Annotated in this window: 19 protein-coding genes and 3 tRNA genes; 20 read left to right on the top strand and 2 right to left on the bottom strand. The window is 64.2% G+C overall.

What is annotated here, in order from left to right:
- Positions 1–4 precede the first annotated feature (4 nt).
- The 15 genes from LNV28_RS11475 (at position 5) to LNV28_RS11405 (ending at position 18,937) form a co-directional block, all read left to right on the top strand.
- Entirely contained in the window at positions 5–709 is a 705-nt protein-coding gene (locus LNV28_RS11475; RefSeq protein ID WP_263517683.1) for a uracil-DNA glycosylase, read from the top strand.
- Between the two features lie 315 nt (positions 710–1,024).
- Positions 1,025–1,957, top strand: coding sequence for a glucosamine kinase nucleotide-binding domain-containing protein (locus LNV28_RS11470; protein WP_263517682.1), 933 nt, complete (start codon positions 1,025–1,027; stop codon positions 1,955–1,957).
- Positions 1,958–1,967: 10 nt separating this feature from the next.
- On the top strand, positions 1,968–2,705 hold the full coding sequence (locus tag LNV28_RS11465) for a GntR family transcriptional regulator (protein WP_263517681.1): 738 nt from the start codon (positions 1,968–1,970) through the stop codon (positions 2,703–2,705).
- A gap of 7 nt (positions 2,706–2,712) precedes the next feature.
- Positions 2,713–3,843: an N-acetylglucosamine-6-phosphate deacetylase gene (nagA, locus tag LNV28_RS11460; RefSeq protein ID WP_263517680.1), complete on the top strand. Its 1,131-nt coding sequence runs from the start codon at positions 2,713–2,715 to the stop codon at positions 3,841–3,843.
- 19 nt (positions 3,844–3,862) lie between these two features.
- Positions 3,863–4,873 (top strand): SIS domain-containing protein, encoded by a 1,011-nt coding sequence (locus LNV28_RS11455; RefSeq protein WP_263518130.1) that lies wholly within the window; start codon positions 3,863–3,865, stop codon positions 4,871–4,873.
- Between the two features lie 15 nt (positions 4,874–4,888).
- Positions 4,889–6,367: a beta-N-acetylhexosaminidase gene (gene nagZ, locus LNV28_RS11450; RefSeq protein WP_263517679.1), complete on the top strand. Its 1,479-nt coding sequence runs from the start codon at positions 4,889–4,891 to the stop codon at positions 6,365–6,367.
- 48 nt (positions 6,368–6,415) lie between these two features.
- Complete coding sequence (locus tag LNV28_RS11445) at positions 6,416–7,738, top strand: MFS transporter (RefSeq protein ID WP_263517678.1); 1,323 nt, start codon at positions 6,416–6,418, stop codon at positions 7,736–7,738.
- Positions 7,739–7,742: 4 nt separating this feature from the next.
- The gene (locus LNV28_RS11440) at positions 7,743–8,663 is read left to right on the top strand and encodes a glycoside hydrolase family 16 protein (protein ID WP_263517677.1); all 921 of its coding nucleotides are present in this window, start codon (positions 7,743–7,745) and stop codon (positions 8,661–8,663) included.
- Positions 8,664–8,754: 91 nt separating this feature from the next.
- On the top strand, positions 8,755–9,825 hold the full coding sequence (locus LNV28_RS11435) for an acyltransferase family protein (protein ID WP_263517676.1): 1,071 nt from the start codon (positions 8,755–8,757) through the stop codon (positions 9,823–9,825).
- Positions 9,826–10,265: 440 nt separating this feature from the next.
- Positions 10,266–13,442 (top strand): lantibiotic dehydratase, encoded by a 3,177-nt coding sequence (locus tag LNV28_RS11430; RefSeq protein ID WP_263517675.1) that lies wholly within the window; start codon positions 10,266–10,268, stop codon positions 13,440–13,442.
- Positions 13,439–14,695, top strand: coding sequence for a lanthionine synthetase LanC family protein (locus LNV28_RS11425; RefSeq protein WP_263517674.1), 1,257 nt, complete (start codon positions 13,439–13,441; stop codon positions 14,693–14,695). Before LNV28_RS11430 ends, LNV28_RS11425 begins: the two co-directional genes overlap by 4 nt.
- A 185-nt stretch (positions 14,696–14,880) precedes the next feature.
- Positions 14,881–15,132, top strand: coding sequence for a hypothetical protein (locus LNV28_RS11420; RefSeq protein WP_263517673.1), 252 nt, complete (start codon positions 14,881–14,883; stop codon positions 15,130–15,132).
- Between the two features lie 89 nt (positions 15,133–15,221).
- A complete protein-coding gene (locus tag LNV28_RS11415; RefSeq protein WP_263517672.1) occupies positions 15,222–15,500 on the top strand; it encodes a hypothetical protein in 279 nt (92 codons plus the stop codon).
- Between the two features lie 108 nt (positions 15,501–15,608).
- Entirely contained in the window at positions 15,609–16,841 is a 1,233-nt protein-coding gene (locus LNV28_RS11410) for an HlyD family secretion protein (RefSeq protein ID WP_263517671.1), read from the top strand.
- Positions 16,838–18,937 carry a peptidase domain-containing ABC transporter gene (locus tag LNV28_RS11405; RefSeq protein WP_263517670.1) on the top strand — a complete coding sequence of 700 codons (2,100 nt, stop codon included), beginning with the start codon at positions 16,838–16,840 and terminating at the stop codon, positions 18,935–18,937. Before LNV28_RS11410 ends, LNV28_RS11405 begins: the two co-directional genes overlap by 4 nt.
- A 209-nt stretch (positions 18,938–19,146) precedes the next feature.
- On the opposite strand, the gene LNV28_RS11400 is transcribed toward LNV28_RS11405, so the two are convergent.
- The gene (locus tag LNV28_RS11400; RefSeq protein ID WP_263517669.1) at positions 19,147–20,286 is read right to left on the bottom strand and encodes a formylglycine-generating enzyme family protein; all 1,140 of its coding nucleotides are present in this window, start codon (positions 20,284–20,286) and stop codon (positions 19,147–19,149) included.
- Positions 20,287–21,034: 748 nt separating this feature from the next.
- Between LNV28_RS11400 and LNV28_RS11395 the strand changes: the two genes are divergently transcribed.
- Complete coding sequence (locus tag LNV28_RS11395; RefSeq protein ID WP_263517668.1) at positions 21,035–22,567, top strand: tryptophan halogenase family protein; 1,533 nt, start codon at positions 21,035–21,037, stop codon at positions 22,565–22,567.
- Positions 22,568–22,660: 93 nt separating this feature from the next.
- Here LNV28_RS11395 and LNV28_RS11390 read toward each other — a convergent pair whose 3' ends face one another.
- Positions 22,661–25,315, bottom strand: a complete 2,655-nt coding sequence (locus LNV28_RS11390; RefSeq protein ID WP_263517667.1) for a TonB-dependent receptor — start codon at positions 25,313–25,315, stop codon at positions 22,661–22,663.
- Between the two features lie 608 nt (positions 25,316–25,923).
- Here LNV28_RS11390 and LNV28_RS11385 point away from each other — a divergent pair.
- The 4 genes from LNV28_RS11385 to LNV28_RS11370 form a co-directional block, all read left to right on the top strand.
- A tRNA-Tyr gene (locus LNV28_RS11385) sits at positions 25,924–26,009 on the top strand.
- A gap of 75 nt (positions 26,010–26,084) precedes the next feature.
- Positions 26,085–26,158 (top strand) — tRNA-Gly (locus LNV28_RS11380).
- An 89-nt stretch (positions 26,159–26,247) separates the two neighbouring features.
- A tRNA-Thr gene (locus LNV28_RS11375) sits at positions 26,248–26,322 on the top strand.
- Between the two features lie 48 nt (positions 26,323–26,370).
- Positions 26,371–26,468 (top strand): GTP-binding protein (locus LNV28_RS11370; RefSeq protein ID WP_263518129.1); only part of this gene is annotated, 98 nt, incomplete at its 3' end.

Genomic DNA, 26,468 nt, shown 5'->3' with positions numbered 1-26,468 from the left:
GCCTGTGAATCTGGACCTGCTGGCCCCTGTGGACCCCGGCTGGCAGCCGGTGCTCGATGCCTGGGCGGCCAGCGGCGAGGGCCAGCGCCTGCTGACTTTCTTGCAGCGCCGCCGCGAGGCCGGCGCACGGATCTACCCGCCCGAGCCGCTGCGTGCCCTGCGCCTCACGCCCCTGGCCGAGACCCGTGTGCTCATCCTGGGCCAGGACCCTTACCACGGGCCTGGCCAAGCCGAGGGCCTGGCGTTTTCGGTGCCCGAGGGCATCGCGCCGCCGCCCAGTCTGCGCAATCTGTTCAAGGAGCTGCAGCGCGACCTGGGCCAGCAGCCGCCCATGTCGTCGCATCTGGGTGCCTGGGCGCGGCGCGGCGTGTTGCTGCTCAACAGCTGTTTCACCGTGGAAGACGGCGCGCCCGCCAGCCACGCCAAGCAGGGCTGGGAAGCCCTGAGCGACGCCCTGATCGCCGCGGCCGCGCGCGACCCCGCGCCCAAGGTCTTCATGCTCTGGGGCGCCTACGCGCAGGCCAAGGCGCCGCTGATCGCGGCGGCCCGGGGCCCGGGCGCTGCGCCGCACTGCGTCTTGCAGGCCAACCATCCCTCGCCGCTCTCGGCCCTGCGGCCGCCTGTGCCTTTCATCGGCTGCGGCCATTTCAGCGCTGCGGCGGCCTTTCTGGCGCAGCACGGCCGCGCTCTGGACTGGGCGCTGGACTGAGTTTCCAGGGCCTCGGGGCAGGGCTATCCCCGAGGCCAAGCGCCCGGAATCGAAAGCAGCGTCAACGACAATCTGTCGTTTTGCCGGTCAATAGGGCCTTGCTCTAAAGACCTCTTCAAGACCTGCTCAAGCTTGACTCAAGATTTGCATGCACTCCGGGCTGCTACCAGTCGCCAGCTTGGTTCTAAATTGGTATGGTGTTGTCGCTCAACACTGCCTCAGTTTGTACCTCTGACGCCGCGTTTGCGCAAAGCTGCAACAAGGGTTCTCCAGCAATTGACGGGTCTTCATTTTTGGTACTAAACTGGTATTAATATGAAAACGGTCATCCTTCGTTCACCCGCCCTCCAGGGCGCCACAGCTTCCGATCTTTCGGCGGCGGTGCTCTACCTGATCGGGGTGGACGGCGGCGGCACCGGCACCCGCGTGCGCCTGAGCGACCGGGCCGGTGTGCTTTTGGGGCAAGGCGAGTCCGGCCCCTCGGCCCTGGGACAAGGCGCGGAGCAAGCCTGGCGCCACATCCAGCAGGCCGTGCAAGCGGCGGCAGCACAAGCGGGCCTGGGTGAGCTGGACCTTTCGCGTTGCGCCATCGGTCTGGGCCTGTCAGGCACGGGCGTGGAGGCGCAGGTCGAGGCCTTCTCTGCCCTGCAGCCCGGCTATGCCCTGGTGGCCTTGGACAACGACGGTTTCACGACCTTGCTGGGCGCCCATGGCGGCGAACCCGGCGCAGTGGTCGCGGCCGGTACCGGCACCGTCGGTGAAGGCCTGCGCCGCAATGGCGAGCGTGTCTACATCAGTGGCTGGGGCTGGGTTTGCGGTGACGAGGGCAGCGGCGCCTGGTTGGGCCTGAAGGCCATGCGCCACGCCCAGCAGGCCTTGGACGGCCGCGCCGAGCCTGGTGCGCTGGCCCGTGCCGTCTGGGCTGTGGCCGGTCAGGACCGCGCCACCATCCTGGCCTGGTGCGCTGCCGCCGGCCAGCATGGTTATGCCAGCCTGGCCCCGCTGGTCTTTGATCACGCCCCGAACGATCCGGTGGCGGCGGGCTTTGTGGCCGACGCCGTGAGCGAGCTGGAACGCCTCGCCCACGCCCTGGATCCTCAATCTGAACTGCCTCTGGCGCTGTGCGGCAGCATCGCTGTGCGTTTGAGTTCCGAATTCTCAGGCACCATTCGTGCCCGCTGCGTGTCACCTCGAGGTGACTCGGCCGAGGGTGCGCTGCACCTGGTGCGCAGCGCACTGCAACGCTGAGGATTTCGTGATGAGCATCGCATTTCAATTCAAGCCCGATCCGGACGCCGCTTCGCCGCTGTACATGCAGCTGGCCCACAAGCTGGCGCAGGCCATCCGCGAAGGGGTCTACCACGCCGACGAGGCGCTGCCTTCGGAGCGGGTGCTGTCGGAGTCGCTGGACCTGTCGCGCGTGACCGCGCGCAAGGCCATCGACCGCCTGGTGGAGCAAGGCCTGATCATCCGCAAGCGCGGCTCGGGCAACTACATCGCGCCCAAGCTGGAGCAGCCGCTCTCGCGCCTGACCAGCTTCTCGGAAGAGCTGCAGCAACGCGGCTTCAAGCCCAGCTCGCGCTGGCTGACCCGCAGCTTCACGCCGGCCGCGCCGGACGAGCAGCTGAGCCTGGGCCTGTCCACCGGCGAGCGCGTGGCGCGCCTGGAGCGCTTGCGCCTGGCCGACACCGTGGTCATGGCCTATGAGGTCAGCGTGCTGCCTGAGACGGTCTTGCCGGACCCGGCCGCGGTGCAAGCTTCTTTGTATGAACACCTGGCCAAGCTCGGCGGTGCCCCGGTGCGTGCGCTGCAGCACATCCGTGCCATCAATGCCGACACCAAGCTCGCCAGCCTGCTGGAAGTGCCGGTGGGGCAGGCCGTCTTGTTCATCACCCGTGTGGGCTATCTGGAATCGGGTCATGCCGTCGAGCTGACGCATTCCTACTGCCGCAGCGATTACTACGACTTTGTCGCCGAGATGCGGCGCGAGGGATAGGCGAAGGATGACCCCAGTACAGCACATCGACGCAGACATCCTCACGCCGCAAGGCTTTGTACGGGGTCGACTGGAATACGCGGAAGGGCGCGTGAGCGCCATCCACGGCAGCCCGGTCACAGAAAGCCAGGTCCGGCACGATGCCGGCGCGCGCAAGATCGTGCTGCCTGGCTTCATCGATGTGCATGTCCATGGCGGTGGCGGCCACGACACCATGGAAGGCGGCAACGCCGCCGGTGAAATCGCGCGTTTGCATGTGCGCCACGGCACGACCTCCATGCTGGCCACCACCATGACGGCGCCGCTGGACGAGATCCGCTCGGCGCTCAGCGCCCTCGGCCCGTTTTGCGCTCAGCGCGCACCGGGTTCGGCCCGCCTGCTCGGCGTGCACCTGGAAGGCCCCTACATCAATCCCGGCAAGCTCGGCGCCCAGCCCGACTTTGCCAAGCCGGCCACGTTGGCCGAGATCCACGCCCTGCATGCGCTGGCGCCGATCCGTTTGATCACGCTGGCGCCGGAACTGCCCGGCACGCTGGAGCTAATCAGCGAGCTGCGCGCCGAAGGCTTCCAGGTGCAGATCGGCCACACCGCCGGCACCTACGAAGACGGCGTGCAGGCCCTGGCTCATGGAGCAGGCGGCTTCACCCATCTGTTCAATGCCATGTCCGGCCTGCACCACCGCGAGCCCGGCATGGTGGGCGCCGCCTTGGCTCACGCAAAGTACGCCGAGATCATTCCCGACCTGCTGCATGTGCACCCCGGTGCCATCCGCGTGGCCATGCGCTCGATCCCGTGCATGTTCTGCGTCACCGATTCCACGGCCGCGGCCGGCATGCCCGATGGCGAATACAGCTTGGGCCGCCACCGCGTGACCAAGTGCATGGGCGGCGTGCGCCTGCCCGATGGCACCCTGGCCGGCAGCACCCTGACCATGGATCAGGCCTTGCGCAATCTGGTCGGCCTGGGCCTGGAGATTGAAGACGCCTCGCGGCGCGTGTCGACCTTTGCGGCCGACTACATGGGTTTGGAAGATCGCGGTCGCCTGCAGCCTGGTGCTTGGGCGGATTTTGTTGTACTGGACCGTGATTTGCAGTTGCAAGGCGTGGTCGTTGAAGGAGAAGAAATTGACCTCGCCTGAGTTGGTGCATGCCTCGCGCATGTTGCAAGAAGCCCTGAGTGCCCCCGCCGCTGTCGCGAACCAGCTGGCCCATGACCAGAATGCCTACGCCGAGCTCGGCGAGGCCCTGCGCGAGCAGCCGCCCACGGCCCTGCTGACCGTGGCCCGTGGCAGCTCGGACCACGCTGCCCACTACATGGCCTATCTGATGATGGCGCGCATGGGCCGCCTGGTGACTTCGTTGCCGATGTCGCTGGTAACGCTGTACCAAAGCAAGATTGTCTGCGATGGCCTGGTGTCCCTGGCCTTCTCGCAATCGGGCCAAAGCCCCGATCTGGTCGCACCGACGAAATTCTTCCGTGAAGGCGGTGCCCGCACCGTGGCCTTCGTCAACGCCGAGAGCTCGCCTCTGGCCGATGCCGCGCAATTCGTGTTCCCGCTGCGCTCGGGCCCCGAGCTGAGCGTGGCCGCCACCAAGAGCTATATCGCCCAGCTGGTGGCCGGCGCCCGCGTGGTGGCCGCCTGGAGCGGTGATGAAGACCTGCAGGCTGCCTTGCAACAGCTGCCCTCGGCCCTCGAAGAGGCCGCCAAGCAGCGCTGGGATGTGGCCGTCGACGTGCTCAAGGACGCAGACAAGCTCTTCGTCATCGGCCGTGGCACGGGCCTGCCCATCGCGATGGAAGCGGCGCTGAAGTTCAAAGAAACCTGCGGCATCCAGGCCGAGGCCTTCTCGGGCGCCGAGGTCAAGCACGGCCCCATGGCCTTGGTGGACGAGGGCTACCCCATGCTGGTGTTCGCACCGCGTGGCCCGGCCCAGGCCGGCTTGATCGCTCTGGCCGAGGAAATGCGCGGCCGTGGTGCCCGCGTGCTGCTGGCCGCGCCGGTGGGTACGCCCGGCGCCGAGCTGCCCCTGGCCTGCACCGGCAATGAAGACCTGGACCCGATCGCCGTGGTGCAGAGCTTCTACCCCATGGTGGAAGCCCTGGCCCGCGCCCGCGGCCGCAACCCGGATGCGCCGCCGCATCTGGCCAAGGTCACCAAGACGAACTGATCGGGGCCGGCTGTCATGACTGCTTTTCATCCCGGCCAGCTGGTGATGGTCGACATCCAGGGCAAGTCCCTGGACGCGGCCACCGCCGAGTTCCTGCGCGCCAACCAGGTGCGCGCCGTCTGCCTGTTCCGCAAGAACCTGGGCACCGAAGCCGAAGTGCGCCAGCTGACCCGCGATCTGCGCGAGGTGATGGGCCCCGGCGCCTTGATCGGCCTCGACCAGGAAGGCGGTTCGGTGGTGCGCGCCACCTTCCTGCCGCAAGCGCCTTCGGCCATGGCCCTGGGCGCGGCCGATGATGCGGCCCTGGCCGAGAAGGTCGGCGCCGCGGTCGCACGCGGCCTGGCCTCGATCGGTGTGAACTGGAACTTCGCGCCGGTGCTGGACATCAACAACAACCCGGCCAACCCGGTGATCGCCGAGCGCAGCTTCTCCGAAGATGCCGATGATGTGACCCGTTTGGCCGGCGCCTGGATGGCCGGTTCGCTGCGCGAAGGCGTGGCCTGCTGCGTCAAGCATTTCCCCGGCCACGGCGACACCCATGTGGACTCGCACCTGGCCCTGCCGACGGTGGACAAGAGCCGCGCCGAGCTGGACGCGCTGGAGCTGCGCCCCTTCAAGGCCTTGCGCGACGCTGCGCCGGCCGTGATGACCGCCCACATCGTCTACCCGCAGATCGACCCCGATCACCCGGCCACCTTGTCGACCAAGATCCTGGGCGACATCCTGCGCCGCGAGTGGGGCTACGACGGCGTGGTCATCACCGACGCGCTGATGATGAAGGCCATCTTCGAGCGCTACGGCTACGCCCGCGCCGCCGTGATGGCCATCCAGGCCGGCGCCGACATGATCCTGGCCCAGGGTGACCTGGAAGAGCAGGGCCGGTCCATCCAAGCCTTGAAAGACGCCTTCGAGCGCGGCGAGCTGACGCTGGAGCAGGGCCGCATCGCCGCCGCCCGCCTGGACAAGTTGGCCGCCGCCTACCCGGTGCGCCACGACGACTACCAAGGCGAGCCGCGTGCCGCCGACGACCGCCTGATGCGCCAGGCCTGGGCTGCCGGCCTGACCGCCTTGCGCGGCGCCACGCCGCCGGCTCGCGATGCAGCGCTGCGCGTCTACGTGCAACCCGAAGTGCCGACCGATGGCGTCTCGGAAGCCGGCCCCTCGGGCGCGCAGATCGTCGAGCTGTTCCGCGCCTTCCCGAATGCCCAGATCGAATTCGTCGATGACATCCTGGCCCTGGACTGGGCCACGGTACCGCAGGACGGACGCCTGAACATCGTTGCCTCGACCCACCGCATGCGCTACGGCCAGAACGCCCGCGCCTGGACGCCCGATCTGCACTTGGTGCTCTGGAATCCCTTCCAGGCCCTGGATGTGCCGGGTCCGACCGTGGTGAGCTGGGGTTATGCCGATGGCGCTCTGGCCGGCCTGCAGGCATGGTTGCAGGGCGAGCATGTGGCCGTTGCCGTTTCGCCTGTGCAACTGGATGCCTGAGTCCGGCGCGCCTTGATAGCCTGAGAACAACACATGAGGAGACCGGCCATGAGCCAAGAGTCGTCAGCCGCGGCAGGGCGTTCCCCGATCCGATGGATTCCCAGCCTGTACTTTGTGCAGGGCATGCAGTTCTTTGTCGTCATGCTGATTGCCGGCCTGATGTTCAAGAACATGGGCGTGCCCAACGACCAGATCGCCCGCTGGACCGGCTTGCTGGGACTGGCCTGGGCGATCAAGCCCTTGTGGAGCCCGTTCCTGGAGTTGGCTCGCAGCAAGAAGCTGATCGTCGTGGCCATGCAGTTCACCGGTGCCGCTGGCCTCGGCCTGATGGCGCTGGCCTTGCAGTTGCCGATGTGGTTTGCGGCCTCCATCGGCGTGCTCTTCGTGCTCGCGTATGCCTCGGCCACCCACGACATCGCCTGTGACGGGCTCTATATGGCCGCGCTCGATGCCAAGTCGCAGGCCGCCTATGCGGGATGGCAGGGCGCCTTCTTCAATGCCTCCAAGTTCCTGACCTTGGGCGGCTTGTTGGTTCTGGCCGGGCATCTGGAAACCCGCTACGGCGTTTTCAACGCCTGGTCCATCATCTTTGTCTTGCTGGCGGTGCTGCTGGCGCTGCTGGCCGCTTACAACGCCTATGCCTTGCCCGGCACCTTGAACACCGAGACGGCCGACATCAGTGCCGCGGGTGTGGCACGTACCTTGCGCGAGGTGATCGGCGACTTCCTGCGCAAGCCTGGCATCTGGCTGGCGATTTTGTTCATCGTGCTGTTCCGCTTTGCCGAGGGGCAGGTGCAGACCATCGGGCCGCTGTTCCTGATTGAAGCGCGCGACAAGGGCGGCTTGGGGCTGAGTACCGAACAGATTGGCGGCGTTTACGGCACGGTGGGGACGGCCGCTTTTCTGGTCGGCTCCATCCTGGGTGGTTACTTCACGTCTTGGCTGAGTCTCAAGCGCGCCATGCCGGTGCTGATCTTGATGATGGCTGTGCCCAATGTGACCTTCTACTACCTCAGCGTGAGCCTGCCGCAGGACATGTTCCACATCAGCGCGGCCGTGGCCGTGGAGATGTTCGGTTATGGCTTCGGTTTTGTCGGCATGATTCTCTACATCATGCAGGCGGTCGCGCCGGGCAAGTTCCAGACCGCGCATTACGCGCTCGGCTCTGGCGTCATGCAACTCGGTTTCATTTTTTCCAAGACCATCAGCGGCGATATCCAGGTGGCCATGGGCTACCAGAGCTTTTTCCTCTGGACGATTGCTTGCGGCGTACCGGCCTTGGTTCTGATGTTCTTCGTGAAGATCCCGGGCGCGCAAACGGCAGAGGCTGCCCCAGCGGCGGGTGATGCCGCTCCAGCTGCGAGCCGCTGAGGTCATGCGCGGGTTCTTTCTTGGTCTGGCCGGTGTTGTGGCGGGTTTGCTCGCGGTTCAGGCACAGGCCGCCAGCCCTGCGCCTGGCGGCCTGTTCTTCGATGACTTCAGCTACCGCGAACTGAGTGGCCTCTGGGCCCAAGGTTGGACGCCACGCAGCAAAGCGGGCCACCCGGGCGTGACGGGTGCGCGCTGGAGCGCCGAGCAGCTGAGCCTGGTCGATGATCCGCAGCAAGCCGGTAACCGCCTGCTGCGTCTGGCCGCACACACCGACGGCAATGGCGCCGGCACGGCGCAGGCCCAGATCTGCCACCAACGCAAGTATCTGGAAGGCACGTATGCGGCCCGCCTGCGCTTCAGCGATGCGCCCGTGCGCGGCGTCGATGGCGACCCGGTGATCCAGACCTTTTATGTGGTGGCGCCCTTGCGCCATGACTTCGACCCCGAGTTCAGCGAGATCGACTGGGAGTACCTGCCCAACGGCGGCTGGGGCAGCGAGAAGACGCGGCTCTATGGCATTGCCTGGCAGACTGTGCAGCTCGAGCCCTGGAAGAGCTACAACCAGTCGCACGAAGAGTTCACGAACCTGAACGGCTGGCATCAGCTCTTGATGCAGGTCTCGGGCGGTCAGGTCAAGCTCTTCCTCGATGGCCGGCAGCTGGCCACGCATGGCGGACGCAATTACCCGGTCTCGCTGATGTCCATCAACTTCAACCTCTGGTTCTCGCCCGGTGGCTTGCTGCCGGCCAGCAGCCAGGCACGTGCGTACGAGCAAGATGTGGACTGGGTCTTTCATGCCCGCAACAAGGTGCTGAGCCCGGCCGAGGTGGACGCAGAAGTCAAGCGTTTGCGCGCCGGCGGCGTGGCCCAGTTGGACACAGTGCCGGCGGCCGAGCCGGCCTTGAGCAGCTTGTGTGATTTCTGATTCCGGTCGCCGTGACCGTTCGCCCGAGTTCGCTTCTTGGGTCGAGTGAATCTGTGTTCTTGTTTGCATGCGATGGAAAGGGCGGGCCGCGATGAGCGCTAGCCAACGGTTTGGGTCGGTCGACGCTTTGCGAGGCCTGGCGGTGGCGGCCATGCTGCTGGTCAACAACCCCGGCGATTGGGGTCATGTCTACGCGCCGCTCGAGCATTCGGCTTGGCATGGCTGCACGCCCACCGACCTGATCTTTCCTTTCTTCCTCTTCATCGTCGGCGTCTCGCTGGCCTTGGCTCTTGGCCCGCGTGTCGATGCGCAAGCGCCGCTGGCGCCGCTGCGCCGCACGGTGCTGATCCGTGCCCTGCGCATCCTGGCCCTGGGTCTGGTGCTGCACCTCTTGGCCTGGTGGCTGATGGGCAAGCCCGAGCTGCGCATCCCTGGCGTGCTGCAGCGCATTGCCATCTGCTTTGCCGTGACGGGCCTGGTCGTTCTCCACCTGCGCCGCCAGGCTCAGCTGTGGTGGCTCTTGGCCGCGCTGCTGCTGGGTTATGGCGCGCTGCTGGCCTGGGGCGGCAGCCTCGACAAGGTGGGCAATATCGCCTCGCGCTGGGACGCCGCCTTGTTCGGTCGCTTTGGCTATGAGTGGAATGCGGCTACCGGCCTGGGTCACGATCCGGAAGGCTTGGTCAGCACCCTCGGCGCGCTGGCCACCAGCCTGCTGGGCCTGCAAGCCGGCCAGTACCTGCGCCGCGCCCAGCGGCAAAGCCTCTGGCTGCTTGGTCTGGGCAGTGCTTGTCTGGGCCTGTTGGTGGCTGAGTTCCAGCCGCTCAACAAGCAACTCTGGACCCCGAGCTTCGTGCTCTGGACCGGCGGCCTTGGCGCCCTGGCCCTGGCCCTGGCCCACCGCCTGATCGACCAAGCCGGCTGGCCGGCGCTGGGTCGCAGCTTTGGTGTCAACGCCATCGCCGCATACGCCGGCGCCTGGATGTGCACGGTGGTGCTCGAAGGTTTCGGCTTGATGGCCCCGCTCTACGCCGGCGCCTTCGGCTGGATCGGCCGCTTGGCCGGGCCGTTCAACGCCTCACTGGCGTTTGCGCTGGCATTCGTGGCGGTGTGGGCGCTGATCGTCCGCGTTCTGGACGCGCGCCGGATCTATATCAAGGTCTGAGCGCCTGTTCTTGTCGCCGGGCGGCGGGTCTGAGAACCACGCGGTCGGTTCGGCCTACGGGTTTGCGGCAATTACCTGAATCCCCATCGGGTATTAAATTGGTATTCGAAATAAGCGATTTGGACTCTTCCTGGTATTTGCGTGATGCAGTGTCAGAAAGGGGAAAGATCTGGTCGGGTCTCGCCCGGCATTCAAGTCGTTCCTGAGCGACAGCTTCGCTTGATTGAGGTTTGTGCGCAGGTCCCGCCCGAAGTTTTCTTCGGTCGTGGCCTTGTTGCCGCGGCCGATCGAGCCCCGCGTTTCCAGCAGTTCCAGCAGTAGCAGTTCCAGCAGTAGCAGTACAGCTTTGCAGTTCCGCGTCTGCGCCCTGAGCCGCCCTGGATGGGTCCGGCCCTTGGGCATGGACCCCAGCAACCGAGCGAATTCGCCGGAGGGAGACCATGGAAGAACTCGTTGCGCCGGGCGATTTCGCCTTGCTGCGCCATCCGCTGCTGCCACTGGGGCAGTTCGAGGATTGGTGCCGGAGCTCGGATCGCGAGCAATACATCCTGGATCAATGCGCGCTGCCCTTGGTGGACGAAGCCTTGTATGTGTCCAGCCCGTCTTTGCATGCGCGCTTGCTGGATCTGCGCCAAGGAACGGGCGATGTCAGCCGAAGTGCCAGCGAACGCAAGAAGCTGATCGCCAGCCTGGCTCGCTTCGTGAGCCGAGCGGCCTATCGCTGCACGCCGTTTGGCCTGTTTGCTCAGGTGCAACTGGCTCGCATCAGCACCGAGGTGGCCGGGCTCGCCGATTCCGGCCCTGCCGCGCCGGCGCTGCGCCGGGGTATTCATCTGGACAGCGGCGTCGAGGCTTGGCTGATCGATGCGGCCTTGCAAGACCGGAGCTGGCGGGAAGCCCTGCGTTGGCAGTTCAGCAACACGGCCTTCCGCTGCGGTGCCCACCTGAGTTACGTCGACTGGGTGTACCAGGCCAATCGTCAGCGCAGCTATCGGGCCGTAGAACTGGCTCACAGCGAAGCACTGGCGCTTTTGCAGCGGCTGGCTCAGTCGCCGCGCAGCTTTGCCGATCTGCGGGAGGAGCTCGCTTTAGGCTTGGAGGTCGACGCCGACGATGCCGCTGAGTTTCTGCATCAGCTGATCGAGCGCCGTTTGATCCTGCCCCTGCTGGCGCCGACGGCCAGCAATGCCTGCAGCCTGGACCAGGCGCTGGCCCAGTCGCCGGACCATCCTGCCCTGCTGCCCTTGCGCCAGATCCAGCGGCAGCTGCACGAGCTGCGTGCGCAGGCGGACAGCTCGGCCTCACTGGTCGGGGCCTATCAGGCCTTGCGGGCCACGATCGAGGGTCAGATCGGCCCGGAGGATCTCAGTCGCGGCGTGCTGCAGATCGACACCTTGGATGCGCGCCCGGCCCGGGTCGCCCCGGCTCTGGCCGCCGATCTGGTGCAGCGCTTGCAACTGCTGATGCGCCACACGGCAAGGCCCTCGTCGGTGCAGCAGGACTACAAGCGCTTGTTCCGCGAGCGTTTCGAGGATCGCGAGGTCAATCTCGCCTTCGCCCTGCATCCGGAGCTGGGCCTTGCTTATCCGAACCGTGGTGCCCTGGCTTCGCCACTGCTGCAGGGCTTGCGCCTGGGTGGTGCAAGTCCCGGCGAAGGCGGCGCCGTGCAAGCACCGCTGCTGGCCTTCGAGCGCCTGGTGCTGAGCCGCCTGTTTGCCCAGGGGCCGGGTGCTGCTTGCATCACCCTGTCGCGTGCGGATTTGCAAAGCCTGGGCGAACCCGCGTCCTTGAGCCTGCCTGAGGGCGTTTACGCCCAGTTGGGCGTGTTGCCGACGGCGCCTGGCCAGGCACCACAGTTCGAGTTGCGCGGCATGGGTGGGCGCAATGGCCTGGAGCTGATCGCTCGTTTCTGCCACCTGAGCCCCGAGCTCAGCGAGGCCGCCTCCCACTACGCCCGCGAACATCGTGACGAGAACCCCGACTGCATTTACGCGGAGCTGATCCACCACCCGCAGGATCGCCTGCTCAACATCCTGCGGCGGCCCTCGCTGGCCAGCCACGAATTGGTGTTCGCGGGCAGCAGCGACCGGCCGCGCGAGCAGCAGCTGTGGCTCTCGGATCTGAGCATTCAGCTGCTCGGTGATCGATTTGTGCTGCGTGAACTGCGCAGTGGGCGCCGGGTCATCCCGCGCCTCAGCAGCGCCCACAACTACCATGCGCGCCAGCTTGGCGCCTACGAGTTTTTGGCTGGATTGCAGGATGAGGACGGGCCCTGGCTGGGCTTTGCCTGGCCGGCCGCTGTCCAACACCTGCCGTGGCTGCCACGCTTGGAGTTCGAGGGTGTGATCCTCGCGCGAGCACGCTGCCTGCTTGATGCCAAGCAGATCGCGGCCTTGAATCAAGCCGTGGTGGAAGGTGGCTTGAGCGCCTGGCGAGAGGCTCTGAATTTGCCCCGCTTTGTCACCTGGGATCAGCACGACAACCATCTGCCGGTGGATTTGGACAACCCGGCTTCGGTCAGCCTGCTGCTCGATGACATCATCAAATTGCCGCAAGTGGCCTTGCATGAATGCCTGGCCCTGAACACGGCGGCTGCGCAGCAGGAGTTTGGCCAGCGCAGCCAGGAATGGGTGCTGCCGCTGCGCCGGCCGCGGCAAGCGAAGACCCGCCGTGCCCAGCCTTGGAACCCGGAACGTGCCGGTCTGCAGGGCGAGGGTGAACGCCGCCCAATCTTGGAGGACTGGGTCTATCTGCGCCTCTACACCGGTGCCGGTTATGCCGACCGGGTGTTGCGCGAATGGGTGGCGCCCTGCTTGCGTCAGTTGCAGATGCAAGGGCTGATCAAGACGTGGTTCTTCGTCCGCTATCAGGACAGTTTCGAGCACCTGCGCTTGCGTCTGCAAGGCCGAGATCGCGCGGCCTTGATCCTGGCGCACGAGCAATTGCTGGCGTGCTTGGCCGACGCTCAGCGTGCGGGCCTGCTCTGGCGCGTGCAGGGCGACGACTACCTACCGGAGTCGCAGCGCTATGGCGGCCCGCATGGCCTGCGGCTGTGCGAGCAGCTGTTCGCCATCGATTCCGACGATGCTCTGGCCCTGCTCGATCTGGAGGCTGCCGCGACCGAGACCGACCCGGACGGTGCTCCGCCGCGCTGGCTGTTCGCTCTGGCCTCGGTCGATGCCTATGCCCGATTGCTGAGCCCGGAACCGCAGCAGCGCGAAGCACTGCTCGACACCTTGTCTCGTCAGTTCCTGGAAGAACAATCCGGTGCCAGTGGCCGCTCGGCCGCTCTCGTGGCCATCGGCGCACGCTTCCGCGAGTTCCGCCGTGAGCTGGAGGGTTTGCAGAGGGGCCAGGGCCACCTGGGCGCCTGGCAGCAGCAGCTGCAGCGCAGTGAGCCGCGCCGGCTGGCGCTCTTGGCTGAGCTGAATGTGCACTTGTCGGCTCTACCCGAGGTGCAGCGTGAGAGCGTGATGCACAGCCTGCTCCATATGCATTGCAACCGGCTGGCGCCGAGCGAGCCACGCCGCCACGAGACCCTGCTGTATGACTTTGCCCGTCGCCTGGAACGGGCCCGTCAGGCGCGTCGTCCTGTGGCGCAAGGGAGCGATGCATGAAGGCCGAAGCGAGCCCATCAGGGCGGCTGATCGCAGCCCTGCGGACGCGCCTGCTGCAGCGACTGGAACAGCCCTGGACGGATGCCAGCTATGCCTGCGGCGCCGCCGGTCAGCTGCTTTGCCTGGCCGCCCTGGACGCGCGCGCGGCGCCCGATACACGCATCGCAGCCGATTGGATGGCCGAGGCGTTGATGCGTTTGCTGGAGTTGCTGCCGCGCTATCCGCACGGACTGTTCCAGGGTGCTCAAGGCCTGCTTTTCGCAGCTCTGGAGTTGGACCGGGCTTACGGCTTGGGCATGGCCGAGGATGCGGCCCAAGAGGCCGACGAGCATCTTCTGGACGGTTTGCGACATGACCGCGATCTGCCCGAGCACTTTGACGTCATCAGCGGCCTCGCCGGTTTGCTCGTCTATGCCGCCTACCGTGAGCGCCAGGGCAGCCGGTTGCCTTTGGTCGCAGCCTGTCTGGCCCGGCTGAGCAGCCGGGCTACGCGTGTTCAGACCGCGGCCGGCGAGGAAGTCTTCTGGTTCACCCCGCCGGCCTGGATTCGCGGCTTTCCCATGGGTGACGCGCATCCGACCGGCTGTACCGATCTGGGCCTGGCCCACGGCCAGGCGGGTGTGCTGGCGGCATTGGCTTTTGCACTGGCCAGTGGCCGCAGCGGACAGGGCGAAGCGCGAGGTTTGCTGCATGGCGCACTGCGCCACCTGCGCCGTCATGAGTCACAAGACGGGCGCTCACATTTCGGCGCCGCGGTCGAAGCCCCGGGCTTGACCCGCTGCGCCTGGTGCTATGGCGATCTGGGCACGGCGGCGGCCTTGCAACTGTCCGCCTTGGCCCTCGACGAACCCGCGCTGGAAGCCTGGGCCCAGCGCCTGCTGCAGACCCTGAGCCAGCGGCCCTTGTTGGGCCTGGGCTTTGTCGACGCCTGGCTCTGCCATGGCAGCGTGGGTTCAGCCTGGTTGCTGCGCCAGCTGGCGCCGGGCCAAGAGGAGTTGGCGGGCCGCTTCGAGCAGTGTCATCCGCTGGACGGTGAAGCCGGTCTGTTGACGCTGCTGGAACAGGATCCTGACCCCAATCTCAGTCTGCTGGAGGGCTATGCCGGTCTTGCCCTGGTCCTCGCGGAGCAAGGCAGCGGTCCATTGGCGCTGCCCTGGAGCCTGCCCTTTCTGGCCGGCCAAAGGGCTTTGTGGATCGGTGACGCCCGAGCGTGGGACCCGGCCGTGGCTGAGCCAGACACAGCAATGACTTGAATTCGTCTGATGCACCCGATGGCTCGGCCGGGCCTGACGGTGCAGCAGCGACGGCGGCCTTGGCCGCGACCGGGGCTGCACGGAGCCCGGGGCGCGAAGAGGAGCCGCCTTGGGGTTGCCGTGAACAGCCCTGCACTTCGTTTGCGGCCAATGCCGGCCGCATTCCAACTCGACAAGGAAACTCCATGAGCAAATCAGATCGACTGAAGCTGAGCACCACCTCGGTGCGCAGTCTGTCGCCCGCCGAAGTCGACCAGGTGGTCGGCGCTGATGGCGGCCCGACGGGCAACACCTCGCTGTCCAACGCCTACTGCGGCCCGTGCCCGAGCAACGATCCGTGCCGGACCAACACCTGCCCGCCGCCGGTCTCGGCCACCTGCCCTCCGGCGCACACGACGGCTTGCCCACCTTGGGCCACCAAAGGCTGGTGCGTGTGAGTGAGTGCGGGTCTCTTGACGAGGCCTGCCTTGGCGACCTGTAACCCGGGCGGCCAGCCGGCCGCTCAACAAGCAATCCCATCAAGACCATGAAGAAAATCGACAAACTCCATCTGGCCACCACCTCGGTGCGTCAGCTCAGCCAAGCCGAGCTCAGCGATGTGGCTGGCGGCTACACCTCGATCGCTGCCTGTGGCGACGATCCGACCAACCGCCCCTGCATCACGGTCAATGCCGCGACTGGCTGCCCAACCGGCGTGCCACAGACGCAGGGCTGCCCGCCGGCCAGCGCGAATTGCGTCAGCAATGCCTGCCCGCCGGCGTCCCGCACGCCGCGTTGTGGTGGCGCCAACAGCGATCTGTGCTGAAGCCCTGATCGCGCGGGTCCGGCGGCGGCGCTGAGTCGCCCCGGACCTGCGAGGTCGGCCCGAAAGGTTCTGTCCTTTCGGGCTTTGAACCTTGCCGGAGTGATTCGCATGCAGTTCCGTCAAGCCGCTTTGGATCATCAGCGTCATGGCCATGGTCAGGGGCGTGTTTTGCTGCGCAGCCCACGCAGCTTTTGGTTGATCTCGATGGCTTCTCTGGCCCTGGGGCTGGGCGTGTTGCTGATGCTGTTTTTCGTCAGCTACACCCAGCGAGCTCGGGTCAGTGGCCATCTGGTGCCGGACCGAGGTCTGGTCAACCTCGCCGCTTTGCAGCCGGGATTGGTGGCCGAGGCCTTGGTGGGCGAGGGCGCGGCGGTGCGCCGGGGCCAGGCCTTGTTTCGTCTGCGTGTCGAGCGTCCGGCCGAGGCCGGCGACCTGGCACAGGGCGCGGTGCGCAGCCTGGAGCAGCAGCGTGGCAGCCTGCAGGCTGAGCTGCTTCGCCTGGATGCATTGGCCGTCACCCAGGGTGAAGCCTTGCGCCAGAAGCGCCGCGAACTCATGGCGGAGTTGCCGCGCGCTCAGGCTGAACAATTGCTGCTGCGGCGCCGCCTTCAGTCGGCGCAAGAAGCCCTGGCGCGCTTTGAGGCCTTGCAGGGCACGGGCTTCGCGTCGGGTCTGCAGGTGCAGCAGCGTGCCGACGAGGTGCTGGATCAGCAGGCTCGCTTGGCTGCCTTGGAACGCAATGAACGTGAAATTCGCAAGCAGCTGGTGGCCGTGGAGTCGGAACTGCGCGCCCAGGGGCTGCGCGATGGCAGCCCACGAGCTTTGGTTGAGCGTCAGCTGGCGGCTTTGCAACAGGAGCTGGCCGAAGCCCAGGGACGGCATGAATGGCAGCTGCGTGCGCCGGTGGACGGCGTGCTGACCTCGCTGCAGGCCCATGCCGGACAGACAGTGGTGGCCGGCCAGGTGTTGGCACTCTTGTTGCCGGCTGGCGCTGCACTGCAGGCGCAGCTGCAGCTGCCATCAAGTGCGGCGGCTTTCGTGCGGCCCGGGCAAAAAGTGGCCCTGCGCTATGCGGCCTTCCCGTATCAAAAGTTTGGCCAGCATGAGGGCGTGGTGCAGGAGGTTTCGCGGGCGGCCCTGCTGGCTCAAGTGGGCAGCAGCAGTGCGGGTGAGCGCAGCTACCGCGTGCTGGTTCGACCCTTGAGTCAGACCGTGATGGCCTATGGCCAGCCGGTGGCCTTGCAAGCCGATATGCAGGTGGAGGCCGACGTGATGCTCAGCGAGCGGCGTCTGATCGAATGGATCTTCGAGCCCATGTTGGCGCTGAAAGGGCGGCTATGAGCCTGATGCAAGGTTTGCAGTTCGGCTTCGGGGCGCGTCTGCCCATGGTGCAACAGACGGAGACGGCTGAGTGTGGTCTGGCCTGCCTCGCCATGATCAGCAGCTACCACGGGCAATGGCAGGAGCTGCCCGATCTGCGCCAGCGTCTCCAGGCCTCGGCCAAGGGCATGACGCTGAAACAGCTGATCGGCTTCGCAGACGAACTGGGTTTCGCAGCGCGGGCGGTGCAGTTGGAACTGGAGGATCTCGGGCAGCTGCAGATGCCTTGCATCTTGCATTGGGACATGAACCATTTCGTGGTGCTGCGCCGGGTCGGCGCGCGCCGCCTCGCGGTCCACGACCCGGCCTATGGCGTGCGCCAGCTGAGTCTGGCCGAGGCCTCTCGGCATTTCACCGGCGTGGCGCTGGAGCTCTCGCCCATGCCCAGCTTCGAGCGCAACGAGCCCAAGCCGGCAGTCGGCTTGGGCCAGTTGGTCGGGCAAGTCACTGGGCTCAAGCGTTCGCTGGCCCAGGTGCTGATGTTGTCCCTGGCCCTGGAGCTCTTGGCCGTGGTGACGCCGTTCTTCCAGCAATGGGTGCTGGACGGCGTGATCGTCCAGCAGGACATGGATCTGTTGCAGGTGCTTGCGCTCGGCTTCTTCCTGCTGATGGTGCTGCAGCTCTTGATCAGCACCATGCGCAGCTGGATGGTTATCTACTTCTCCACCCAGCTGAACTTGCAGTGGGCATCTGGTGTGCTGAGCAAGTTGCTGCGCCTGCCCATGGACTACTTCATGCGGCGTCATCTGGGCGATGTGATGTCGCGTTTCGGCGCCATTCAAAACATCCGTCAGACCCTGACAGCGGCCGCTTTGAATGCCGCACTGGACGGGCTGATGGCCGGCGTGGCTTTCGCGATGATGTTGGTCTACAGCGTCCAGCTGGCGCTGGTGACCTTGAGCGCCTTGCTCATCTATGTGCTGATTCGCGTGCTTTCCTATGCGCCATTTCGGCGGGCCAACGAAGAGCAAATTGTTCATGCGGCGCGTCAAGACAGCCATCTGCTCGAGTCGGTGCGCGGCGTGCAGTCGATCAAGCTTTTCAATCGCGAGGACGAGCGGCGCGCCCACTGGCTGAACCTGTTGGTCAACACCAGCAACCGGGAACTTGCGACTCAGCGGCTGACGACGCTGTACCAATCCGCCAATGCGCTGGTGTTCGGCGTCGAGAACATCGCGGTGATCTACCTCGGTGCGAAGCTGGTGATGCGCGGAGAGTTGTCCATAGGCATGAGCTTTGCCTATGCCGCCTACAAGCTGCAGTTCAGCGGCCGCATCAGCGCCTTGGTCGATCTGGCCTTCCAGGTGCGCATGCTGCGCATCCAGCGTGAGCGACTGGCTGACATTGTGCTCAGCGAACCGGAACTTTCGGGCGGCAGTGGTCTGCCTGCAGCGACCGTGCCCGATATCGAACTGCGTGAGGTGCGATTCCGCTACGGTGCCAATGAGCCCTGGGTGCTGGATGGCATCAGTCTTCGCGTTGCCGCCGGCGAGTCGGTGGCTATTGTGGGCCCCTCGGGCTGCGGCAAGACCACCCTGCTGAAGATCATGCTGGGTCTGCTGACGCCGACCGAGGGCGAGATTCTGGTGATGGGTCGGCCGCTCTCGGCCATCGGCCTGCGAGCCTGGCGCGATTGTCTCGGTGCGGTCATGCAGGACGATCAACTGTTTGCCGGCACGATCGCTGAGAACATCGCGTTTGGGGCCGCTGATGTCGATATGGAGCGAGTGCGACTGTGTGCCCGCATGGCGGCCGTGGATGAAGATGTGCTGGCCATGCCCATGGCTTGGCAAACCCTGATCGGCGACATGGGGGCGGCGATTTCCGGCGGGCAGAAGCAGCGCCTTTTGTTGGCGCGCGCCTTGTACAAGCAACCTCGAATCCTGTTTCTTGACGAGGCGACCAGCCACCTCGATGCCAAGCGCGAGCAGGAGGTCAATGACTCAATCCGTGCGCTCCAGCTGACGCGGGTGGTGATCGCGCATCGCCAAGAGACCATCGCCATGGCGGGGCGCGTGATTGAGCTGCAGCCGCAGAAGCTGCCTGTCTTGCGCTAGTGCGGTCGCCTGTTACGGCCGGAGCGGGCGCTGATTGCTCGATCCATGGGTGTGGAGCGTTCGCCCCGTCGCGCGCGCGGCCGGCTAACTCGAAGGCGACCCGTGGTGAACCGAGCACTTGAGATCCTGGCTGGCATTCGCCGTCGCTCTTGCAGCCTTGGGTCTCGTCCTGGTGAGCGAGTTGGATCGGCGCAGGAGCAAGGCTATGGTCAAGGGATGAGGCCTGAAGCCTCAGCAGACCTTGCCGGCTTGATGGCGGAGGCGGTGGAATCTGCTCTCGGTGCCGGCTCCTCGGAGTTCAGATCACGCGCCAATCGCAGGCCAAAGAACACATAGCTGGCCTCCGGCATTTCGGAGTTGCGGTGCTGGGGGCGCAGCTGCTTCTGTTCATTGAACCAGGAGCCGCCGCGGAGCACACGCTTGACCGGTTCCGCGCCGCTCGACCGCGCTCGGGCGTCGAAGGCGGCCCCTTGGTAGCTCTCGTGAAAGGCGTCCTCGACCCATTCCCAGACATTGCCCTGCATGTCGTGCAGACCGAACCGATTCGGTGCCTTGAGTCCCACGGCGTGAACCTGGCCCCGGCTGTTCTTGCTGAACCAAGCGCTGCGGTGGAGCCGCTCCAATTCGGCCTCGGGGTTGCTGGGGCCGCTGCTGCTGAGTTGTGCGGCGTACTCCCATTCAGCTTCGCTGGGGAGTCGAAACTTCAGTCCGGTCTTTTCGTTGAGCCGATGAACAAAGGTTTTGGCATCGTTCCAGCTGATGCGCTCCACGGGGCAATGATTGCCGCAAGAGGTGTTGGCGCTGGGGTTGCTGCCCATGACGGCCTTCCATTCGCCCTGAGTCACCTCGTACTTGCCCAGCAAGAAGCTGGGGACGGAGACCGTGCGGATGGGCTGCTCTGACGAGTGGTTGTTGCTGCCCATCTTGAAGCTGCCGCCTGGCACCTTGATCATCGCTGGGCAGAACTCGCAGTCTTTGCTGGCCTGCGCCGACTTTACGGTCGAAGAGGGCGGCGGGCCCGATTTGTCCGTGAGCAACTGGCGAGCAAGGGCTTCGGCCTGCGCAGAGCGGGCGGCAACCGCCTCGGGTGTGTTCTGAGACTTGTCCGGTTTGGTCGCTTCGCCTTGAGCCGCCAGTCGCGCGATGCGTGCGGTTTCTTGTTTTGCCAACAAGCATTCGGCGAGAACCTGTATGCGCGCTTCGATGCTGACGTCTTCTTCGACGGCGGGGTAAATGATGCCGGGAATGTAGGAGCAATTGGTCGACCCCGGCGACGAACCTGAAGTGCAGACGGTGCGGCCCGGCGTGGTCAGTGCTGGCGTGATCACCCGCATTTGGGGCTTCACCATTTCGAGGCTGTAGGCTTTGCAAGCTTCAATATCCTGAGACTCGACGCCCAAACCATGGCCCGCGCCGGAAGGAAGAGTGGAACAGCCTGCCGTCAGCAGCAGAGGCAGCAGTGCCATCGCCATGGATGCAAATTTCATGGTTTTCTCTGAAAGCATGTCAGATGGCCGAAAACTGCTGCGACCGAAGTCCTGATCATAGGTATTGAAATACTCTTTGCGGCAGGCCTGACCGATACTGCTTGCTAAGTACTGGTATTCGCTGCTTCGCGCGCGAAATCATGCGCGCGCCCAGATTTTCTCGGGTTTGAATGAATCCTCCATGAATGGCGTACTAGCTGTCATTGACCTGGCTGATCTTGGTATTCCGCTCGCGCCCCGCTTGCTCAAAACACTCGATAAAACCAATTAAAAACCAGTGTTGTGCTTGCTTGCGAGAGTATTGAGAGTCACCTTGCGCTGGGCGCGCTCGAGCGCTTCTCCTATGGCGTTGAGCGGGGTGCGAACATGTAGTTTTGACCGGGAGCCGTTGGTGTGCTTGCGCGGGATGAAACATGGCGAGGAGAAACCCCTGGAAATGCTTTGCCTCAGCCCTTTGGCAGCTCAGCTCGCCCTATCATGGCAGTCTCGAAAAAGTGGCGAAATCGGCAATCGCAGGAAATCGCTGGCGACCCTTATGAGGTGACGGCCATGAGTTTTTCTGTGGGCCTTGATTTCGTTGCGCTTGCGTTGAGCAACAAGGGTATGTGTCATGAAGAACAAGAGAATTGCCATCATCGGCGGCGGCACGGCCGGATGGTTGGCCGCCAACCATCTCGGCCGTGAGTTGCAGGCCGATCCCGAGATTGAGATCACGCTGATCGAATCGGAAGATGTGCCCATCATTGGGGTGGGGGAGGGCACGGTGCCTTTCATCAAGACCTCGATGCAGAAGTTCGGCATCAGCGAAGCCGATTTGATCTTGTCTTGCGAGACCACGTTCAAGTACGGCATCAAGTTTCAGAACTGGATGGATGCCGGCAAGCCTGGCGCGGAGCATTTCTATTACCACCCCTTCGCTTCACCGTATCCGGGCGGCGTGGATGTCACGCCGCATTGGCTGTCGGAACCGGTTCGCCCGTTCTCTGATGTGTCGAGCAGCACCCGCCTGGCGGAGGCGATGCGCTCACCCAAGCGGATCGAATCGCCTGCCTACGAGGGCGCGGTGGACTACGCCTATCACGTCAACGCGCACAAGTTCGCCGCCCTGCTGTCTCGCAATGCCATGCAGCGCTTTGGGGTTCAACATCTTCGCGCCACTGTGGTGGGTGCCGAGCGCGCCCCCGATGGCGATATCGAAGTGCTGATCACCAAGTCCGGTGAACGCTTGGTCTTTGATTTTTTTGTCGACTGCAGCGGCTTCGCGTCCTTGCTGACACAGGGGGCGCTGAAGGTGCCCTTCGTGGACAAGTCTCACCAGATACTGACTGACACGGCGCTTGTGCAGCAGGTGCCGCTGAAAGCCGGTGCTGAGATTCCCCCGTACACCCTGGCTACCGCGCATGCGGCCGGCTGGATCTGGGACATCCCCGTCACTGAGCGTCGCGGCACAGGCTTTGTCTACGCCAGTGCCTATATGAGCCATGAGGAGGCGGTCACGTCCTTCGCCCGCTATCTTGGCGTGCCCGCTGACAGCTTTGCACCGCGCCAGATAGCCATGAAGATCGGCTATCGCAAACAGAGCTGGACACAGAACTGCATGGCTTTGGGCCTGGCCCAGGGTTTTGTCGAACCGCTGGAGGCGACTTCGATTCTGCTGACCGACTTTGCCGCGGGGCTTCTTGCGCGCAACTTCCCACGTTTCGGCAGCGACGCCCCGCCCTTGCGGGATCATGTCAATGATGCGCTGACCTATGCCTGGGAGCGCATCATCGATTTCGTGCAGCTGCACTATCACATCTCCGATCGCAGCGACTCCGAGTTCTGGCGTGACAACCGCCAGGCTTGCCATCTGTCGGATGTGCTGCGCGGACGCCTCGCCAAATGGTCGGCCGGTCATCCGCATCAGACGGATTTCTTCAGCCGCTTCGATCTGTTCAGTGTGGAGAACTATCTGTACGTTTTGAACGGCATGCGTTATCCGACCCGTGGGTTCCCGATCTCGGCAGCCGAGCACAAGGATGGACGCCAGCGTTTGGCTCATGTTGACGCGGCCACGCAGGCCTTGATCCGCGAGCTTCCCGGGCACCGAGCCTGGCTTGAGGGCTTGCGCGCGGCTGCTGCGAGAGGCACTCAGCCCGCCTGATTTGCTCGCCGGGTGATCGGCGCCAGGACGTTTGGCGCACAAAAAAAGCCCGGCAGAGCCGGGCTTTTGTCTTGCTGTGAGCTTGATGCTCGATCAGAACTTGGCGCTCAGGCCGAAACGATAGGTCGTCTCGCCCATGAAGGACCAGGCAGGATAGCCGACGCGCATGCTGGGCTTGACGTTGGCGTTCTTGGCGTCTGCGGCGCCGTACTGGATGTCGTCTTGCTTCAGCAGATTGATGGCTTCGAAGCTCAGGCGCAGGTTCTTGTTGATGTTCCAGCCTGCGCTGAAATCCAGCGAACCGTAGGGATCGTGCATACGGTAGCTGTAGTAGCCCGTTTCACGAATCATGTACTTCGAGCGCCAGTTGTAAGCCACGCGAGCCGAGTAGTTCTCAGTTTCGTAGAAGCCCACCAGGTTGAGGGTGTGCTTGGACGACTGCGTGAACAGGGCCAGGTTGTCGGGGTAGCTGGAGGCCGGAGCCTTGGCATCCGCGTAGGTGTAGCTCGCTGCAACACCGAAGCCGTTGTCCAGACTGTGGTTGATCTGGGTTTCCAGGCCGTTGATCTTGCCGCCGCCCGCGTTGACGTAGTTGTTGATCGTCCAGTTGTCGACCTTGCTCAGCGGATCCACCACGCCGACCTTTTGATTGGTCTTGACGTTGGCAGTCACGAAGTTGTCGATCGTCTTGTGGAAGAACGCAGCCGACACCATATTGCCGCGACCGTAGTAGTACTCGATGCCCAGATCAAACTGCTTGGACGACTGGGGCTTCAGGCCCACGGTACCGAAGGTGATGGACTCGTTGCCCACGCGGTCGTCGTTGTAGCCGGCTTGCTTGGTCAGGAACATGTACTCGAAGTTGGGGCGGGTGATGGCCTTGGAAGCGGCCACACGCAGCACCGTGTTTCGGTCGAGCTTGTAAGCGGCGTTCAGGCTGGGCAGCCAGTCGCTGTAGCTCGAGTTCTCTTCGCGGATCTTGTTACTCCAGCCGTCGTTGTTGGGAACATCGTTGGCAGCAAGCGGGGTACCGTCAAACAGATAGCCCTTGCCGGTCACCTTGGTGTGCACATAGCGCAGGCCGAAATTGCCGCGCCAGCCACCTTGCTCGAACTCGAACATGCCGTAGGCCGCGGTATTGTCTTCATCGATCGCGGCATAGCTCGAACGTTGCGGTGTCCAGGAAGCCGTGTTCTTGTCGTACAGGGCGGCCATTCCGCTCAGATTGGCTTCCGGGAAGGCCCAGCCATTCGGGCCCATCTTGATGGAGCCGCTGTACAGGTCGCTGGTGTTACCCACGACCACGGTGCTCGAGAACTTGCCGCGCAAGGCGCTTTGCTCGTACTTGTGGCTGGTGCTGCGCACGCCGGCCTTGAACGAAGTCAGGCCGTTCCAGTCCAGATCAAACGTTGCGTCTGCTTGAGCGAAGCGCTCTTTGTCAGAGTTCGGCTGTTGCTGGTCGGTGGCCCAGCCCGTCGGGGCGAGTTGCTTGGGCAGATTGGACACGGACACGTCCATGGGCACGCTCGGCGTGATCGCGATCTGCTTGCCGGTGCCGTCGATCGTTCCCTGGAACTTCGGCAGGCTTTGACCCGCGTCCCACCAGCCCACGCCATAGTTCATGGTGTGCGAGGTGCCGCCCTTGGCCTTGGTTTCGCCAACCACGGCTTCCAGCTTGAAGCTGTCACCCTTGACCGAGCCATTCAGGACCAGGCTGTCCGAGGACATCTTGCCCTGGCGAGCCCAGGTTTGCATGAAGGTATTGACCGGGTTCTTAGCGCCGGCTTCCGCCTTCACGCACAGGCCCGCTGCGTTCTTCAGCACGCAGTTTGTCACCGCATTGGGTTGGTCGGGGTTCGGGTCGTTCTGGCCGGTGAACAGGTAGAGGTTGCTGTTCGTGTTATCGCCCGTCAGGTCCAGGCTCAGGTAGTTCAGGCCCAGTTCGACATTGCTGGTGGGCTTGGCCTGCACCGTCAGGTTGATCGAGCTGCGCTTGCGGTCCTGCACAAAGGTAGCAGGAGCCACATCGCCGGCCCAGCCTGCGTCTGACTCGATGCCGCGACGGATGTACTGGCTGTCTTCCTTGGCGCCAGCGATCAAGACACCGAAGGTCTTGCTGTCATTGCGCCAGCTGTACAGGCCAGCAACGTCCTTGGAAAGGTCGGTGCTGACAGTGCCCTTGCCCAGCTTCACGCTGCCGAAGATGGTGTTGGCCTTCAGGTCCAGCGGCTTGCGTGTCTTGACGATCACCGTGCCACCGATGCCGCCTTCGGTCAGGTCAGCCTGCGAGGACTTGTAGACCTCCATGCCGCCGATCAGCTCGGAGGGCAGCAGGGAGTAGTTGAAAGAGCGATCCACGGTGGACTGGTCATACCAGCCGGTCGAAGCGACGGTCTGACCATTCAAGGTGGTGTAGGTCATCTGCGGATCAGAACCGCGGACCGACACGGAGGCACCTTGGCCGAAAGCGCGGCCCACGGTGATGCCGGGCAGGCGTCCCAGGGATTCGCCAACGTCAGAGTCAGGCAGCTTGCCCACGTCTTCTGCGGACACAGCGTCCACGACGGCGCTGGCGTTCTTCTTGATGTTGACTGCGGTCTCCAGCGATGCGCGGATACCGGTCACGACCACCTGCTCCAATTGGGAGGTGTCCTGCTTCGGGGCGGCTTGCTGAGCCTGCGCCGAAATGGCCGCGCTCAACAGCGTCAGCGCGACTGCCGCGGCGACGGGATTCTTCTTGACCTTCATAACTGCTCCTCGATATTGGCCGGAATGGATGAGTCGGCCTGTTACGACGCGGAACCAGTGCAATGCCAATCTGCAAATTGGCATGTGTCTGGTGCCTCCTATGACGTACGAATGCAACCAATGCCATGCCACTATACGGCTCGGTAGTGCCACTTTGCTACCACTTTTCGGTTCGTGTTTTCCCTGCTGTGGCGATGTTGCCACCATGTTTTGGGGCACTTGTGTTGCTTCTGTAAATGGGCTTCAGAGCGACTGTCGACTGTCGTACGGGGGCGACGATGGCGGCAGCTCTTGGTAGCACATTGGTATTGACTGGGGTGGCTAAGGTGGGGTGCGTTTCAATTCGCCAGTGAGATAGGCCTGGTGGCCCATCGAGTCCTTGTCTGAATCTCACCTAGGGCAGGCGGGGTGGCATTGACTTCGGTGCATTGGATGGAGAGTTCTCTTCGTCTTTGATCTATTGGTACTTAAGGGTTGGGTACCAAGCGGTGGCGGGACGAGATGGTGCGGCCACGGCCCGTGGCTCACCAAAAGGAGCTGGATGTCTCAAATTCCAGAAAAGTTCTTGGCGAGTGAAAAATGCTGTGCTACAGTAGCAGGCTTGCCTCGGAGGGGTGGCCGAGTGGTTAAAGGCAGCAGACTGTAAATCTGCCCGCTTACGCGTACGCTGGTTCGAATCCAGCCTCCTCCACCAAGGCAAAACTTTTCTTGATTCGAGCTGTCGGCTGGTCCGGCAGCTCGATCTCAAGCAAGGTCGCAAGGCTCCCGGGCGGGAGTAGTTCAATGGTAGAACCTTAGCCTTCCAAGCTAATGACACGGGTTCGATTCCCGTTTCCCGCTCCAGTGTTGGGTGCGAAGCGGCGGAAGGCGCAGTGTTGTTGGTAGTGTCGTTACCGGTTTGTTGGTTGTTTTGCCTGCAAACCTGTGCCGATGCCCATGTGGCTCAGTGGTAGAGCACTCCCTTGGTAAGGGAGAGGTCACGCGTTCGATCCGCGTCATGGGCACCACCTCTTTTCTTCTTCTAGTCTGATCGAGTCCTTCTCAGGAGCGCAGAAATGGCAAAAAGCAAGTTTGAACGCACCAAGCCGCACGTCAACGTCGGCACCATCGGTCACGTGGACCATGGCAAGACGACCCTGACGGCTGCGATCGC

This window comes from Paucibacter sp. DJ2R-2 (genome assembly GCF_025717675.1).
Classification (GTDB): domain Bacteria; phylum Pseudomonadota; class Gammaproteobacteria; order Burkholderiales; family Burkholderiaceae_C; genus Paucibacter_A.
The sequence above is the reverse complement of the archived record's forward strand: the minus strand, read 5'-3'. Positions and strand labels throughout refer to the sequence as shown.

Excerpts from the sequence above, each read along its gene's own strand:
- nagZ (WP_263517679.1), top strand. The coding sequence starts at position 4,889 with ATGACTGCTTTTCATCCCGGCCAGCTGGTGATGGTCGACATCCAGGGC.
- LNV28_RS11430 (WP_263517675.1), top strand. The coding sequence starts at position 10,266 with ATGGAAGAACTCGTTGCGCCGGGCGATTTCGCCTTGCTGCGCCATCCG.
- LNV28_RS11415 (WP_263517672.1), top strand. The coding sequence starts at position 15,222 with ATGAAGAAAATCGACAAACTCCATCTGGCCACCACCTCGGTGCGTCAG.
- LNV28_RS11395 (WP_263517668.1), top strand. The coding sequence starts at position 21,035 with ATGAAGAACAAGAGAATTGCCATCATCGGCGGCGGCACGGCCGGATGG.
- LNV28_RS11420 (WP_263517673.1), top strand. The coding sequence starts at position 14,881 with ATGAGCAAATCAGATCGACTGAAGCTGAGCACCACCTCGGTGCGCAGT.
- LNV28_RS11400 (WP_263517669.1), bottom strand. The coding sequence starts at position 20,286 with ATGGTGAAGCCCCAAATGCGGGTGATCACGCCAGCACTGACCACGCCG.
- LNV28_RS11465 (WP_263517681.1), top strand. The coding sequence starts at position 1,968 with ATGAGCATCGCATTTCAATTCAAGCCCGATCCGGACGCCGCTTCGCCG.
- LNV28_RS11470 (WP_263517682.1), top strand. The coding sequence starts at position 1,025 with ATGAAAACGGTCATCCTTCGTTCACCCGCCCTCCAGGGCGCCACAGCT.
- LNV28_RS11410 (WP_263517671.1), top strand. The coding sequence starts at position 15,609 with ATGCAGTTCCGTCAAGCCGCTTTGGATCATCAGCGTCATGGCCATGGT.
- LNV28_RS11445 (WP_263517678.1), top strand. The coding sequence starts at position 6,416 with ATGAGCCAAGAGTCGTCAGCCGCGGCAGGGCGTTCCCCGATCCGATGG.
- LNV28_RS11435 (WP_263517676.1), top strand. The coding sequence starts at position 8,755 with ATGAGCGCTAGCCAACGGTTTGGGTCGGTCGACGCTTTGCGAGGCCTG.
- LNV28_RS11390 (WP_263517667.1), bottom strand. The coding sequence starts at position 25,315 with ATGAAGGTCAAGAAGAATCCCGTCGCCGCGGCAGTCGCGCTGACGCTG.
- LNV28_RS11440 (WP_263517677.1), top strand. The coding sequence starts at position 7,743 with ATGCGCGGGTTCTTTCTTGGTCTGGCCGGTGTTGTGGCGGGTTTGCTC.
- nagA (WP_263517680.1), top strand. The coding sequence starts at position 2,713 with ATGACCCCAGTACAGCACATCGACGCAGACATCCTCACGCCGCAAGGC.
- LNV28_RS11405 (WP_263517670.1), top strand. The coding sequence starts at position 16,838 with ATGAGCCTGATGCAAGGTTTGCAGTTCGGCTTCGGGGCGCGTCTGCCC.
- LNV28_RS11455 (WP_263518130.1), top strand. The coding sequence starts at position 3,863 with ATGTTGCAAGAAGCCCTGAGTGCCCCCGCCGCTGTCGCGAACCAGCTG.
- LNV28_RS11425 (WP_263517674.1), top strand. The coding sequence starts at position 13,439 with ATGAAGGCCGAAGCGAGCCCATCAGGGCGGCTGATCGCAGCCCTGCGG.